This window comes from Neorhizobium huautlense (assembly GCF_002968575.1).
Lineage (GTDB): Bacteria > Pseudomonadota > Alphaproteobacteria > Rhizobiales > Rhizobiaceae > Neorhizobium > Neorhizobium huautlense.
The window spans coordinates 1-14,664 of record NZ_PVBM01000046.1 but is presented as its reverse complement, the minus strand read 5'-3'; the positions used below and the strand labels follow the sequence as shown (position 1 = coordinate 14,664).

Here is a 14,664-nt window from a genome sequence, read left to right as displayed (position 1 = left end):
GTTCGTTGTGGAGCGTCAGCCATAACAGGGCCAGGACCGCGTCATCGATTTTGTCCTCATCGATCTCCATTCTGTCATGATATCACGCGCGAGACTTCAAGTCCTGCGGCCCACCTCGGATGGATACGATACTGATGGGCGCGGACAAGATCAGGTATTCAGCGCTGCGGCCGTCCAACACCGCCCAACGATGCGTACCAAATGCCTTCTAACTTAAACGGGTGAGGCAGCGGAATTCAGTGCTCCACGCATCGAACCACCTGCGACGGAGCGCCAAGCAACATCGAATACTGTCGAGGCCCGTCCTTCTGAATGGACTCGGGTAAGTTGCGGGCCGGTCTAGGCAGAAGGCTTGGCACCATCGCCAATCCGCTTCGAGAGATTCCTGCCACCATAGTACTCTTCTGCCGCCTTTCGACAGACACCCGCGTAGAACTCATCCGCATCCGCGAGGGTGTAGCCAGCGCCCGCGAAACAGCCACGCGCTATCTCGTGGAGCGTATGCCGGATTGAGGTTGCGTCGTCGTACACAGCGTTGAAGCAGGCTATGATTACGATGACCTCCTCCTTCGAGAGGCGCTGCTGACCACTCATCAAGCGCGCGTGGTTGATGCAGGCGACGGCATTCGCGCAAGTGAATGAATCGCCCAGTCCAGAGCAGTCCTCGAAACCGTTGCCCTGCTCGTTCAACTTGAAATGCGCGATGGGCAGGTATTTCATGTCCGCGATTTGCGGATCGTTCAGATCCGCGACCACTGCGGGCTCGTGACCCGATCGGATCTCCTGGAGCCGGGTATCGAATTTGTGCAGCCACGGACCCATCACGCTAGTGTTGCGCTTCAGCTTGTTCTTGTCGGGATCCTCGAACATCAGAGTCGCATCGAGCTTCTCAGTTTCCACCGGTGACAGGAATCCGTGCTCAACTAGAGTCTTCATTATAACTTTTTCGGCATGTCCCCAGTGCGCAGCATAGATCTGTCTAAAATTAAGAATGGCTTGGCCGGCCGCGAACTGAGCCTCCTCGCCAAGCCCACAGTCCTTTTCGAGGAGTGCTTCGAGTGTCTCTTTGCATCGCTTGAGAGTTTGGCCCTTCTCGCTTCGGATGGTATCCTCGAAGTGCCGGACACCCTTGTTCACGAAGGGATGAGTGATTGACCTTGAGGTGTAGCCGTAGGCCCCGGTCTCCTCGTTCAGTACGCCTGTTAAAGCGTACTTGTTCTTCTGATCGTACAGCTGGCTCCTTGTAAGGTCCGTGTCCTTGGGCACTTGCGGCGGCCTGTACTTGGTCACGCACTCATTTTTCACAAGATGACCCTTCATGCACCCTAGGTTTAGAAGGAGCGACGCGCGTGCCTCCGCACCGTCCACTAGGCGGGCGACGTGCACGCGGGTCGCCGCCCGGTAATCGATCATCGTTGTAAATTGATTATTGCCACAGGTGCGGATTCGATTTGTAGGACGCTCACTTGAAGGTTGGGGTTCGGCGCCGGCGGCGTGATAGCTGTCATAATACTTCCTCGCCTTCGCGTGGGCGATCCTGAGCCGCTCATTGCTGGTGAAGCCCATTTTTCCGTCATGCAAGGCGGTAGTGGACAGGAAGAAGTTGTTAGCAACTTCGTTGTAGGCGTAGCCCGCACTCGCGAGGAACAAGCCGTACTTAGCCGCGCGCGCGGAGAGGCTCGATCCTTCCCCCGCTCCGCCTTCCCCCGCCCCTTTCCTGCCGAGCTTTCCCTCCCGATGCAGCAGTGCAGAATGCATTGCAGGGAGTGGCGCCGTACTCTGCGGACGAACTTCAGTGAGTGCACGAAGCCAAGCGTGGAATACACTTCTCGCACTCGGATCCCCGGCCACTCCATTCAGCAACCCTTGGGTCAGCGTTGATGAGCCTTTAGGTACTCTATTTCCAACCCGCATGTCGCCTCCAATTAATTCCCGTAAGACGCGACCGCTTCGCTGCTTCTTAATCAGAGCTGCTGCACAGATCGATGCCGCGGTTACGGAGCACTTGGTGCATCAGATCTCCCTTGATTTCGCAGGCGATCTCGTTGCGGATGCTGAATCCGAGCTCCCGCTCGGCGTCAGCGTCGCCAGTCAGTCCTGCTCTCGCCAGTCGTCGCTGCAGGCGGCTTTGAAACTCCCCGCCCATCGCCTCTAGCAGCCTTTCCTGCATAGCTGTATAGGCTACGGGTTCAATGCGACTCACTACCGTCTCCCACGGCTGCCAGCGGGTAGCCAGATATCCCGCGAACTCCACCTCCTCCTCCGCCCGCACCCGATGTTCGGCCGCGGTGAGGTCGTCCTCGGTGACGTAGGAGGCGGCGAAAAAGCGCATATCCGGGGCGGTAAGCGCCAGCTCTAGGTTGTTGCGCAGCTTGACCTGATATGCGAGGTAGACCTCAATCTCGTCGACGAAGCGGAGCGAACGGACCTTCTGCCGGGCAATCCGCTCGAGCGCGTCCAAGCGGAATAAGACGCGGGCCTGCCGGACGAGCTCGTCAAGCCGCTCGTCGTAGGCCCCGTTCTCGACGTCAGCGTTCAGGCGTGCGGTCTGCATGCCAATCCAGGTTAAGGTGATGCGATCCTCGCAGGTCTCGCTGGCCCCGAAGGCCAACTGGAAGTACAGCTGGCGCAGTCGCGGCCTGGCCGCCGCTTGTCGCAGATCGTCGGCTACTGCCTGCATGAACGCCGCATCGCCATAGCTCACAGTGTCCCGCAACCTGTCGAGGAACCGCGCATATTGTTGGGCGCCTTCCTCCTCAGCGAAACTATGCCACATCTCAACTAACGCCTGCTGATCTTCTTCGGCGCCGAACCAGTCCACCACCGCCTCGGGCAGGGACCGCGCCTGATCTTCCTCCGCTCCGCTGGCCATCGAGAAGAAGACCTGCGGGCCGGCATAGCCGCTGACAGTTAGGGCAGCCGATAGATTCGCGTGCACGCGCTCGGACAGGGGGTTTGCTTCCAGGTGAATCGTGCACCCAAAGCCCCACCGCGTCAGCAGGGTCTCAGGCAGGCTGGTCAATCGGTTGTTGCCGACGTCGAGCGCCTGGAGACCGACTGGGAGGGCCTCCGGGAGGCTCGTCAGTTCGTTGTGGTCGGCGATAAGCTGATCGAGATGAATCGGGAGAGTCACGGGCAGTCTGGTTAAGCGGTTGTAGCTGGTATTGAGCGTCTGGAGGTCGGCCGGAAGGCTCTCGGGCAGGCTTGTCAGCCGGTTTGCGCTGATGTCGAGCGTCTGGAGCCCGACTGGGAGGGCCTCCGGTAGACTGGTCAGCAAGTTGTGACTGGCGTAGAGCGCGTCAAGCCTGGTTGGAAGGGCCTCCGGCAGGCTTGTCAGTTGGTTGTGGTCGGCGATAAGCCGATCGAGGTTAGTGGGGAGTGTCGCAGGCAGGCTGGTTAAGTGGTTGTGGTAGACATCCAGCGCCCGGAGGTCGGCCGGAAGGCTCTCGGGTAGCCTTGTCAGCCGGTTTACGCTGACGTCAAGCGTCTGGAGCCCGACCGGGAGTGCCTCCGGCAGACTGGTCAACAAGTTGTGACCTATATCGAGTATCCGAAGCCCGGCTGGGAGGACCTCCGGCAGGCTGGACAGCAGGTTGAAGTGGGTGAGGAGCGTCTGGAGCCCGGCCGGAAGGTTCTCGGGCAGGTTGGTCAGCCGGTTATAGGCGGCGTCGAGCGTCTGCAGCTCGGCTGGGAGGATCTCTGGCACGCTGGTCAGGGACAGGTTCGCTAAGTCCAGCGGCATGTCGAGGTGGCCATCCGCTAACCAGATTCTGATTCGCCTTGCCGCCTCTTCCCGATTCTCATCTTCTCTTTGGTCCTCTTCGGCAACCCATGCGTCCAGGGCGTGGTCCAGCGCTGCTTCCCCGCGGGTCAAGCCTTCAATCCACCGTTCCGTGCTCGGGCTGAGATCGCATTGACCGCCGCTACCCGATGAGGTCAGTCTTCTGTTCACCACTTGCCGCGACTCCATACAGGATAGTGAGCGCGCCATGCTAGGACCTAACGGCCGCCCCTTACCATGCACAATCAATATGCCATAATGCACCGGCGAGTTGTTCTCGGTCAGGCCCAGGACCAAGTAGACGCCAGCAGTTCGTGCGCCGCCGCCGCCGTTGCCCCAACCGACGTTCCCCTGCAATGCTATTCCCTTGTGCGTATTCTACGGCGCAACTAGAATTTCAGACGGGCGCGAATAGCTCCGGTGACAGTACTGGCCGATGTAGCTATATCCGCTGCTTCAGTGTCTCACGGTTGACCACAACGGTGTTCACCGTAAGTGAACACCGGAACCAGTGGTTCATCCGCTATACGGATGCCCTGCACGTTCCTCGGCCGCAGCTCGGGCTCGCTGATCAGGTGCAAGGTGTCCGCTGGTCTAGGTGTTGGACCGCCGCGTCTGGCATCTTCGACATACCTGCATATCAATCACGCATGCGAAATAACCCGGGATCATGGCTAAAATAGCGAAAAGGAGGCCAAGGCACTCCGCGATCGGGGACACACCCCGATAAAACTCACGACATCCAGGGTTGTCATGTTCGATCCAGAAGATCTAATAAGGCCGGTCAGTGACGGCAACGTGTGCGGGGACGCCCTCGATTACGATCTAAGCTTCCTGGAATTTGAGATCGCGTCGCAGGGAAAGCCTGCCCAGCATATCGGCGTCTCTCTCTCAGAGGAGGAGGCCCCCAATTGGGAAGAGGTGTGGCGGCTCGGCCTCGAACTTGCTACGCGTACTAAGGACCTGCGCATCGGCGTCTTGCTGGCACGCTCCGCTCTCAGCCAGTTCGGCTTCTCCGGACTAGCTAGGGGCCTTGAGCTTCTCGTCGCTTACGTCGAGATCTACTGGCCGGAACTACATCCGCGGCCGGATGCAGAGGACGGCGGCGACCAGACAGTGCGCCTCAATGCTTTGGCAAATCTCTGCGATCCCTCCGGGCTTATGGCGGACATCCTCCGCGTTCCTCTCACCGCTTCCAGGCGCTTCGGAGCATTTGGCCTCGGTGATTGGGTGGCATCGCAGCGGTGTCAGTCAGGTGAAATTGATACCACGACTATTAACCTCGCCTTTGGCGATACCGATCCCGGCCAGCTCGACCAAACAAGCGGTGATCTCGACGCCAGCCTCTCGGCGGTCATCGATTTGGATGTGAGCGTCAAGCAGCGCGTCGACGTAGGCGAAGCCGTCCGTTTCCAACCACTAATAGCGCTGCTTCGCCAAGGCAAGGAAGTGGTCGACGCCCATAGACGGTCCCAGCCCGTGGCCGCGGTGCCCCTGTCGGACGACTCTGGAGTCGTCCCATATCCGGGAGAGATCCGCGACCGGGATGACGTCGTCAATATCCTCGGCCGAGTTTGCCGCTGGTACCAGGTGAACGAACCGGCCAGCCCCGTACCAGCACTGCTCGAGCGGGCGAAGCGACTCGTGTCGAAGGACTTCATGGCTCTAGTCGCAGAACTGGCGCCGGAGGGCGCTGCGCACTACCGCTCGATTGCCGGCCTGACTGCCGACGAGGGTATCTGAGGCAGCGCAATTTCGTAGACGAAAAGGGGAATGGAAGACATGGCAAAGGAGAGCAGTCAAAAGTTCGTTGCTCGAAATCGCCCTCCTCGCGTTCAGATCGAATACGACGTCGAGACCTACGGCTCGCACAAGAAGGTGCAGCTTCCTTTCGTGGTCGGCGTCATGTCTGATCTCATAGGCGATCCTGGCGCGCCGTTACCTCCGCTCGCCGAGCGCAAGATGATGGATATCGACATTGACAACTTTGATGATCGGCTCAAATCCCTGAGGCCTAGGGTGGCGATGCGGGTCCCGAACCTGTTAACCGGCGAAGGCCAGCTCGCCATCGAATTGACTTTCGAGCGAATGGACGATTTCTCGCCGGCGGCCGTGGCGCGTAAGATCGACAGCCTGAACAGGCTGCTTGAGGCGCGAACGCAGCTTTCTAATCTTCTAGCCTACATGGACGGTAAGAACGGTGCCGAGCAGTTGGTCGCCCATCTCCTCGCCGACCGACCCCTGCTCAGCGTCCTCAGCGCCGTCCCCCAGACGGAACACGAAGCTCCTCCGTCGCCACCCGCAGAGACAAAGAAGGATTGATCATGACGTCCACAGATACAATGTCCGCCAGTTTGCAAGTCGGAAATGTTGCTATGTTGGATCCAGATGGCTTCAGGAGCCTGCTAGGGTGCGAGTTAAGGATACACTCGGAACAAGCCCGTGATGCCGTGGATAGTGCAATCACAACTTTGGCCGAGCAGGCGCTTCGAAACACGTCCCTGATCAGCGATGACGTCGTGGCTACCATCCAGTCGATAATTGCGTCAATCGATGACAAGCTGTCTACACAAGTCAATGAGATACTTCATTACGAGGATTTCCAAAATCTAGAATCAGCTTGGCGGGGCCTGCATCACCTGACGGTGAACACCGAGACAGACGAGACGCTGAAGATTCGCTTTCTTCCCGTCACGAAGAAGGAGCTTTCCCGAACCCTGAGAAAATATAAGGGCGTCTCCTGGGATCAGAGCCCGCTGTTCAAGAAAATCTACGAAGAGGAATACGGGCAGATCGGCGGTGAGCCCTATGGCTGCCTAATTGCCGACTACTATTTCGACCATACCCCCCAGGACATCGAGTTGCTATCGGGACTCGCGCAGATCGCTGCGGCAAGCCACTCCCCTCTCATTTCTGCTGTCTCGCCGCATCTGCTGCAGATGGACTCTTGGTGCGAGCTCGCGAACCCGCGCGACATTACGAAGATATTCCTAACACCCGAGCACGCAACCTGGCGCGCATTCCGAGAGAGCGAAAACTCGCGGTACGTGGCGCTGACGCTGCCACGCACCCTCGGGCGATTACCCTACGGCGCCAAGACCAATCCAGTCGACGAATTCGCCTTCGAGGAGGAGACAGACGGTGGCGATAGCCAAAGGTACCTCTGGACGAACGCGGCCTATGCCATGGGGGTAAACATCACGCGCTCGTTTAAGCTCTATGGTTGGCTCTCGAGAATACGCGGGGTAGAATCCGGTGGCCTCGTCGAGGGCCTGCCGGTGCATACCTTCCGAAGCGACGACGGTGGCGTTGATCTCAAATGCCCTACTGAGACCGCGATTAGCGACCGCCGAGAGGCCGAACTCTCTAAGAACGGCCTTCTGCCGCTGTTGCACCGCAAAAACACCGATCTTGGCGTATTCATTGGCGCCCAGACCGTCAACAAACCAATTAAGTACGACGACTTGGACGCGTCAGCGAACGCTGAGCTCAGCGCTAGGCTACCCTACATTTTCGCCATCTGCCGATTCGCTCATTACTTGAAGTGTATGGTTCGGGACAAGATTGGCACGTTCAAGGAGCGCCATGAGGTCGAGGAGTGGCTCAGCCAATGGATCCAGCGCTACGTGCACCCCTCGCCCGAACTGGGGAGTGAGGAAAGCAAGGCGCAGCAGCCGCTCTCCTCGGCCGAGGTCGAAGTGTACGAGGTCGAAGACAATCCCGGCTATTACACTGCTAAACTCTATTTGCGGCCGCATTACCAGCTCGAAGGTTTGACCATCTCCCTGAGACTGGTGTCGCGGCTGCCGTCTGCCCGCAAAGGCTGAGAGAGTACCACCTGCCATATAAGGAAGTCGCGAATAGAAACCTGGTCCGCAGAGGATCGTTCGCCGCACCCGCCACCACACTTCGGCACAACTGCACCGGCCGGGTCAACGGATGCAGTCAAGACACCACCCGGTCCAGCAGATGAAGGAATCCCACCATGGCGTTCGACGCAGTTATGAAGTTCAAGCTAGTGTCCAAGGATGGCATCATGCCTAGGGGCGAATCTCTCATCCTAAACGATGGCATTACGCTCGCTGACGAATGGAGCTTCTCAATCGAAAATAAGCTCAATATCGGGCCCCACACTATCGGTGCCGGGTCAGGCAAGGCCGAATTCGACATCTTCACTATCAAGAAGCAGGTAGACACCGCCTCACCCTCGCTGTTCGTGGCCTGCGGTCGGGGCGCCCACTTCAACGAAGTTGACTTGAAGCTCTTCAAGGCGACAGGCAGTGGACTTCTTACATCTGAGTCCAACCTGTTCTTGCATTGGACTTTCAACATGCTGGCCATAGAGAAGGTGGAGTGGTCCTATGCAGAAGACGCTCCGGAGGAGACGATCACCTGCCGGTTCGGCGCCTGCAAGATCATCTATTACAAGCAAGATGCGGGTGGTGCTTTAACCAAGGCTGGCGAGGGCATCTGGAACCAAATCTCCAACAGCGCCGAGTTCAGTCGGCTGCTCATCAGCTGACGGTGGCGAAATTGGCCGGTCGCGTAGCGACTGTTACAATGTGGAGATCGAACATGACCACAGATCTTAGGCGGGATATCGTGCAGCCTTCCCTCCTCGACAGACTGACCGACGATGAGCCTAGCAGCTCGTGCGAGACGCAGGACAAGCGCAGCTTCTCAATCCGCCAACTACAAGAGGTGATTCTGCGCGACGTGTCCTGGCTGTTGAACACCGATCAATTGGCTTCAAGTGTAGAACTCGACGCATACCCCCTTGTCGCGGCCAGCACACTCAACTACGGGGTCCGGCCTCTCAGCGGGCACATTCGCGTCGGCATCGATCCGAGCGCCTTGCGAGACGAAATTGCCGAGAGCCTGCAGCGATTCGAGCCGCGGCTCTTGCCGCACAGCATTAAGGTGATGGTCTTCAGCGACGGACAGGACTGCAGCCCTTTCCGCTTTAAGATTGCAGCCGATTTGTGGGCGCTTCCTGTGCCGTTGCGGATGACAATGCGCGCGCAGATGGACCCTGAACAAGAAGTCGTCCACGTTGATCTGGATACGGAGACCAGCTGATGGATCCGCGGCTTCTCGGATTGTACAATGATGAGCTCGCCTATATGCGCGAGATGGGGGACGAGTTTGCTCGTGCATTCCCGAAGGTTGCCGGCCGGCTCGGGATGGAATCAGCGGGGGTCGCTGATCCCTATGTCGAGCGACTGCTGGAAGGATTCGCGTTTATGGCTGCGCGGGTGCAGTTGAAGCTGCGGTCACGTTTCCCGGATTTTACGCAGCACCTGCTGGAGATGGTGTATCCGCACTTTCTACCACCCATCCCGTCGATGACGATCGTGCGTTTCGAACCGGATGCGGAAGCCGGGCGGCTCGAGAATGGATACCTCGTGCCGCGCGGAACCAAGCTTTTCGGCCGACTCGCTCCAGGCGCCGTCACCCATTGCGAGTTCCGGACGGCTCACGATGTTCATCTCTGGCCGGTCATGGTGAGCGCCGCCGACTACTGCGCGACGCCGGGACAGATCTCCGCCCTAGATCTTCCCGCTCGGCAGCACGTGAAGGCTGCCTTTCGACTGCGGCTTCGTACTACCAACGGCATGCCATTCAATCGACTCGGATTAACGGCCCTAACACTACACCTTCCGGCGTCCGGTGGCATCGGCGGCGCACTCGCCGAACAGCTAGTCGTCGACACTCGCGCCATCGTTGTCCGTCCCGTCGGCCGGCCGATAACTTGGCAGGTGGGGATACCGCTTAGTGCGCTACGGCAGCGCGGTTTGGAGCCGGACTGCGCGCTGTTGCCCGAGGTGCCACGCTCCTTCGACGGCTACCGTCTGCTGCAAGAGTATTTCGCCATCGCGGAGCGGACGTTGTTCATCGAGGTGAGCGGGCTGGCCGAAGCTGTGTCCCTGTCAAGCACGGAGAGCCTCGAGATCGTGTTCGCGCTTGATCGGGTCGAGCCACGGCTGGAACGCCAACTCGGCCCTCAGAACATCGCTATCTTCGCGACTCCGGCGATCAATTTGTTCGGACGCCAAGCGGATCGAATTCACGTGAGTGACAAGAACCACGAGCACCATGTAATCGTAGACAGGATGAGGCCCCTCGACTTTGAGGTCCACTCCATCCTCGAAATGAGCGGCTACGGGGAGAGCAACGAAGCAGGCCCTGCTGAGTTCCTCCCCTTCTACAGCATCAGCGCGCACGGCCGGGAGGAGCAGCACTCTAGGTACTACACGGTCCGACGCGAGCAGCGGCAGATGTCCGAGCACCAACGATCAAACGGCGCGCGGACTGGCTATATTGGCAGCGAGACCTTCGTCTCTCTAGTCGATCGCCGAGCCGCTCCTTATTCGGCGGAACTCCAGCAGTTGTCAGTGCGTTGCCTGTGCTCGAACCGGGATCTGCCGCTTGTGTTGCCGATCGGCGGAGACGAGACAGACTTCACCCTGGAAATCGGCGCTCCAGTTACCGCCACTCGGTGCATATCGCCTCCGAGCCAACCATCCCACTCCTTCGCCAACGGCGATTTCACCTGGAAACTCATCAGCCATCTTTCGTTGAATTACCTTTCGGTCAGCAATTCCGACAGGGGCGGTGAACAAGGCGCAGAGGCGCTGCGCGAGCTCCTGCGCCTCTACATCGATCCGGATGATGTCTGCGCCTCACGGCAGATCGACGGCATCCGGGAGATCCGGTGCCAACCTGCGGTCCGGCGGCTGCCTAGCCGTGGACAAGCCGCCGTGGCACGTGGCATTGAGATAGGTCTCACCCTGGACGAAACGGCTTTCGAAGGCGTCGGCATCTTTCCGCTCGCCTCGGTGCTCAATCAGTTCTTCGTGAAATATGCTTCCATCAACAGCTTCACGGAGATGGTCGTCTCGACGTTACAGCGGGGGGAGGTAATGCGATGGCCGACGATGACCGGCCGCCGGGCGATCCTCTAATTCGGGACGCTCTAGACCAATTCCTCAGCACCGTTGCGGCCGAACCGCAAGGTTACGACTTCTTCGAGACTCTGCGACGGATCGACGCGATCTGCTCAGATCGACCTCGACTGGGGGAATCGAGCCGGCCGAGCCTGGATCGGGTGCGGATCGGCCAGGAGACCTCGCTGGCCTTTCCGACGCGACCGATCGCGGGCGTGACGGACGGAGAGGAGACTCATTCTTCGAGAATCTCCACCTACCTCTTCGGCTTGTTCGGACCAAACGGTCCCCTCCCGTTGCATTTGACGGAGTATGCTCTTCTCAGACAACAAAACTTTGCGGACAAGACGCTGGTCCGGTTTGCGGATATCTTCCATCACCGTATGGCCTCGCTATTTTTCCGTGCCTGGGCAGAGAGCGAGCCGACCGTAAGCCACGACAGGCCACAAGAAGATCGGTTCGCACTCCAGCTCGCCTCCCTCGCCGGTTTTGGCATGCCCACCCTACTTGCGCGAGATGCTATGCCCGATCTGGTCAAATTCCACTTCACCGGCCGTCTCGCCTTACACACCCGCAACCCCGAGGGGCTCGCTGCCATTGTCGCCAGCTTCTTCAAAGCGCCGGTCGATATACGTGAGTTCGTCCCGCAATGGGTCGAACTGCCCCGCGTCTCGCTCTGCCTCCTGGGCCGGGACCCGAGCACGGGCAAGCTCAGCTGCACGGCTACTGCCGGCGCGAGGATCAGAGTGCACCACCACCGCTTTCATCTCGTTATCGGTCCGCTCAGCCTGGTTCAGTACGAGTCGCTTCTGCCTGGGACTCTCGGTCTCAGGACCATGGCCCAAATCATCCGCAATTATATTGGAGATGAACTGGATTGGGAGGTCAACCTCATCCTCCGCCGAGAGGAGGTGCCCGAAGTGCAGCTAGGTCGCTGCGGCAGGCTCGGCTGGACGAGTTGGATGGGCAAGCGCACGCAGCGGGACGCCGATGACTTAACGACCACCCCGCCTGATAAGCGCCTGACAGCGGTCGTCTCCAATTTTGCCGGAGCAGCCTGAACCGGGTGCACCAACTCGGCTTGAGAGAACGCCCTCTATCACATTTTGCTGGTCTTCGGTCACGCCTTGTCCACTTACGCCACGTGCAGCAAAACTGAGGAGCACAATAATGGTCCAATCAAAATTCGACAATCTCCTGAAGCGCAATTGTTTTGCTGCGCTCACCTCGGCCCTGTTCCAACCGGATGATGTCTTTCTCCGACGGCTCAGAGGAACCGAGCGGCTGGGGCAACCCTTCCACTACGAGGTGAAGCTCGTCAGCCGCCATCCAGTCCAGAACTTTGCTACGATTCCGGGGCAAAGCCTGACGGTAGGCCTTAAGCTCAAGGGCTCTGGAACGCGCTTCTTCCACGGCATTGTTACGAACTTCCAGTACCTCGGCTACGATGACACTGCGCACCTAAACTACGGGGCGCAGTTGCGACCTTGGCTTTCGCTTCTCGATTATCGCTCTAACAGTCGGATCTTTCAAAACAAGACCAGCATAGAGATCATCACCACGATCTTTCGGGAACACAAAGGAAATTATAAGAACCAGACCATCGGAGGATTCCCACAGCGCGCCTACTGCGTCCAGTACGATGAGACGGATCTGGCGTTTGTCAGCCGACTAATGGAGCAGGACGGCATCTACTACTATTTCGAACATGCGGAGGACCGACACGACCTAGTGCTGGTCGACAGCTCCTCGAGCCACATCGCTTGCGCGCCTGAGATCGTGGAGACGCACCACAATCTCAGGCTCGCCCCAAATCTACATCGGGACGGCATCATCCTGCGTTGGGAGGAGGCCGTGTCGCTCCAGCCGAACAAAGTCGTTTTTAGGGACTACAACCATGAGAATCCGATGGCAGAGCTTACGGCCGCCGCGCACGTTCCTTCCGTGAAGATCGGCGGCATTCCACCTTACAAGCCCATGGAAGGAATCTTCACCCGATCTCCCGAGGCCGGGCACTTCAGGACGGTCGGTAGCTCGACAGGCGGTGGCAACGGCTCCGCGGCAATACGGGAGACCTTCGTGTACCCGGGACGCTACACTAACAAAGCGGACGGCGATTTCTATGCTTCCATCCGCGCCGAAGAGCTCGCCTGCAATGCTTACCGCGCGCGCATCGAAAGTACGGCACGCCAGATTACAACGGGCTCGATTTTCAAGGCTGCGAATCCCTTTTACTATGGCGAAGTGGGTGCGCGTCCGACGCCCAGTGATCGGTTTTTGGCAGTCGCGAACGATTTCACTATTGTCGGAGAGTTGGGGGACAGTCGCACCGAGGCGGACACCGCAGGTCGGGAGAGCGGCATCTTATATCATAGCACGGTCGAGATTATCCCCGCGACCACCCAGTATCGTCCGCCGCGCCTCACGCCCGCGCCGGAGATTCAGGGACCGCAGACGGCGGTCGTCGTAGGCCCAAAGGGCGATACGATCGCGACGGACCAGTTCGGCCGCATCAAGGTTCAGTTCTTCTGGGACCGCGAGGGCAACAAGGACGAGAACAGCTCCTGTTGGATCAGGGTCGCCCAGAGCTGGGCGGGCAAGGGTTTCGGCCACCTCATCATTCCCCGGATCGGCCAGGAGGTTGTCGTCAACTTTATTCACGGTAATCCTGACTGGCCTCTGGTGACTGGCGTCGTCTACAACGGTTCTAATCTGCCTCCTGAAACCCTGCCGCTGAACAAGACGTGCTCGACTTTCCGAACGCACACTGATCGAGGCGCCGTGGATGCCTACAACGAGCTGCGCTTCGAGGACAAGCAAGGCTGCGAGGAGGTCTATCTGAAGGCGGAGAAGGACCATACCGTTGAGGTTGGTAACTCCTATTGCATCGACGTCAAGGGTCAATACCTCCTGGCCTCAGCCGGCAACTGCATCGAGGTGACGCCCGATAAAATCCGCCTCGTGGCAATGGGCGAAACCGGTCCGCAGGCGATCGAAATCAGCGGCAAGGGTATCACCATCGCCGGCACGACGATCGGGTTTTGGCGACGCCTCCCCGGCTCGGCGCCAGAGTTTCCATGCCGCCGCCGACGCCAGGCCCGCCCACGCCAGCGATGATGAAGGCTACCGCCACGGCCGGACTGCCGCGACCGACATCCGAGTGCCCCAATGTCGAGCGGAACAGGAGGTTGAACACTCCCATCTGCGTCCATCAGATCGGGGTGCAAACGTCATGGCGTTTTGGCCTGTGGTTTCTGCGCGAAAAGCGTGGTGGAAAGGAAAACAGGGGTTTGTCTGTCCCGGTCCGCCAGGGGTCTCCGCCGTTTGTGGCCGCCCATTTAACGGGGGACGAAACTGTCCGTCCCGCGAAAGCGCCGCATCCAGTCAACGGCGGCCAACGCGAATGCGGTCGCCAACCTAGGACTAGCATAGGGCGCTCACCTCGCCGTAGGCCGACTCAGCCTGGCTAAGGCATGGTGGATCGAGCATCATCAGGTTAGCCGTCGCAGATACACCGGCGAAAATGCTTGGTTGCTGAGGAGGGCCAAAGAGACGAGAGCCGACAGGAGGCGTTAAGTCGAACCAGATTCGGGATGGAGGTGACGCGCCGCTGATGTCGGGCGAAGTGAGAAATTGACCCCGCATTGCCTCAAGCAAAATGTTACCGATAGTGTTGATGCTCCCGATGGGATGGTGATGGTTCGCTGTCCCAGTTCGGGGGATGGATGGCACGGCGGATCAGCATGGCGACTCGGACGGAACTGATTGAAGCAATCATTGAGCGCTATCAATCGAGCTGTCGGGCGGACAAGCATAGAATCCTAGATGAGTTCGTCGCGGTTACCGGCTACCACCGCAAGCATGCGATCAGAGTGCTCCGCCATCGTGGGTCCGAGCCGCCTTCCGCTAGGCAGCACGCTGTCCAGTATGGTTCCG

At 59.1% G+C, this 14,664-nt stretch carries 10 protein-coding genes and 2 pseudogenes; 9 read left to right on the top strand and 3 right to left on the bottom strand.

The window, feature by feature from the left end:
- The 3 genes and pseudogenes from C5L12_RS29270 to C5L12_RS26365 form a co-directional block, all read right to left on the bottom strand.
- Positions 1-70 (bottom strand): annotated as a pseudogene (locus tag C5L12_RS29270) (DUF6429 family protein); the annotation flags it as partial.
- Positions 71-339: 269 nt separating this feature from the next.
- A complete protein-coding gene (xopAG, locus tag C5L12_RS26370) occupies positions 340-1,758 on the bottom strand; it encodes a XopAG/AvrGf1 family type III secretion system effector (protein WP_205839391.1) in 1,419 nt (472 codons plus the stop codon).
- A gap of 202 nt (positions 1,759-1,960) precedes the next feature.
- Positions 1,961-3,874: an NEL-type E3 ubiquitin ligase domain-containing protein gene (locus tag C5L12_RS26365; protein WP_245423043.1), complete on the bottom strand. Its 1,914-nt coding sequence runs from the start codon at positions 3,872-3,874 to the stop codon at positions 1,961-1,963.
- Between the two features lie 660 nt (positions 3,875-4,534).
- Here C5L12_RS26365 and C5L12_RS26360 point away from each other — a divergent pair.
- From C5L12_RS26360 to C5L12_RS28880, 9 genes and pseudogenes are all read left to right on the top strand, one after another.
- Positions 4,535-5,524, top strand: coding sequence for a type VI secretion system protein TssA (locus C5L12_RS26360; RefSeq protein ID WP_105374991.1), 990 nt, complete (start codon positions 4,535-4,537; stop codon positions 5,522-5,524).
- Positions 5,525-5,563: 39 nt separating this feature from the next.
- Positions 5,564-6,103 carry a type VI secretion system contractile sheath small subunit gene (tssB, locus tag C5L12_RS26355; RefSeq protein ID WP_105374992.1) on the top strand — a complete coding sequence of 180 codons (540 nt, stop codon included), beginning with the start codon at positions 5,564-5,566 and terminating at the stop codon, positions 6,101-6,103.
- 53 nt (positions 6,104-6,156) lie between these two features.
- Positions 6,157-7,608: a type VI secretion system contractile sheath large subunit gene (gene tssC / locus C5L12_RS26350; protein WP_245423042.1), complete on the top strand. Its 1,452-nt coding sequence runs from the start codon at positions 6,157-6,159 to the stop codon at positions 7,606-7,608.
- 158 nt (positions 7,609-7,766) lie between these two features.
- Positions 7,767-8,303: a type VI secretion system tube protein Hcp gene (locus C5L12_RS26345; RefSeq protein ID WP_105374990.1), complete on the top strand. Its 537-nt coding sequence runs from the start codon at positions 7,767-7,769 to the stop codon at positions 8,301-8,303.
- 53 nt (positions 8,304-8,356) lie between these two features.
- Entirely contained in the window at positions 8,357-8,860 is a 504-nt protein-coding gene (tssE, locus tag C5L12_RS26340) for a type VI secretion system baseplate subunit TssE (RefSeq protein ID WP_105374989.1), read from the top strand.
- A complete protein-coding gene (gene tssF, locus C5L12_RS26335; RefSeq protein ID WP_105374988.1) occupies positions 8,860-10,746 on the top strand; it encodes a type VI secretion system baseplate subunit TssF in 1,887 nt (628 codons plus the stop codon). Before tssE ends, tssF begins: the two co-directional genes overlap by 1 nt.
- Complete coding sequence (gene tssG, locus C5L12_RS26330) at positions 10,710-11,789, top strand: type VI secretion system baseplate subunit TssG (RefSeq protein WP_105374987.1); 1,080 nt, start codon at positions 10,710-10,712, stop codon at positions 11,787-11,789. The genes tssF and tssG overlap by 37 nt, the downstream gene beginning before the upstream one ends.
- Positions 11,790-11,898: 109 nt before the next feature.
- A complete protein-coding gene (locus tag C5L12_RS26325) occupies positions 11,899-13,845 on the top strand; it encodes a type VI secretion system Vgr family protein (RefSeq protein ID WP_245423041.1) in 1,947 nt (648 codons plus the stop codon).
- A gap of 626 nt (positions 13,846-14,471) precedes the next feature.
- Positions 14,472-14,664, top strand: a pseudogene (locus C5L12_RS28880) (transposase); the annotation flags it as partial.

Excerpts from the sequence above, each read along its gene's own strand:
- xopAG (WP_205839391.1), bottom strand. The coding sequence starts at position 1,758 with ATGCATTCTGCACTGCTGCATCGGGAGGGAAAGCTCGGCAGGAAAGGG.
- C5L12_RS26360 (WP_105374991.1), top strand. The coding sequence starts at position 4,535 with ATGTTCGATCCAGAAGATCTAATAAGGCCGGTCAGTGACGGCAACGTG.
- tssB (WP_105374992.1), top strand. The coding sequence starts at position 5,564 with ATGGCAAAGGAGAGCAGTCAAAAGTTCGTTGCTCGAAATCGCCCTCCT.
- tssC (WP_245423042.1), top strand. The coding sequence starts at position 6,157 with ATGTTGGATCCAGATGGCTTCAGGAGCCTGCTAGGGTGCGAGTTAAGG.
- C5L12_RS26345 (WP_105374990.1), top strand. The coding sequence starts at position 7,767 with ATGGCGTTCGACGCAGTTATGAAGTTCAAGCTAGTGTCCAAGGATGGC.
- tssE (WP_105374989.1), top strand. The coding sequence starts at position 8,357 with ATGACCACAGATCTTAGGCGGGATATCGTGCAGCCTTCCCTCCTCGAC.
- tssF (WP_105374988.1), top strand. The coding sequence starts at position 8,860 with ATGGATCCGCGGCTTCTCGGATTGTACAATGATGAGCTCGCCTATATG.
- tssG (WP_105374987.1), top strand. The coding sequence starts at position 10,710 with ATGGCCGACGATGACCGGCCGCCGGGCGATCCTCTAATTCGGGACGCT.
- C5L12_RS26325 (WP_245423041.1), top strand. The coding sequence starts at position 11,899 with ATGGTCCAATCAAAATTCGACAATCTCCTGAAGCGCAATTGTTTTGCT.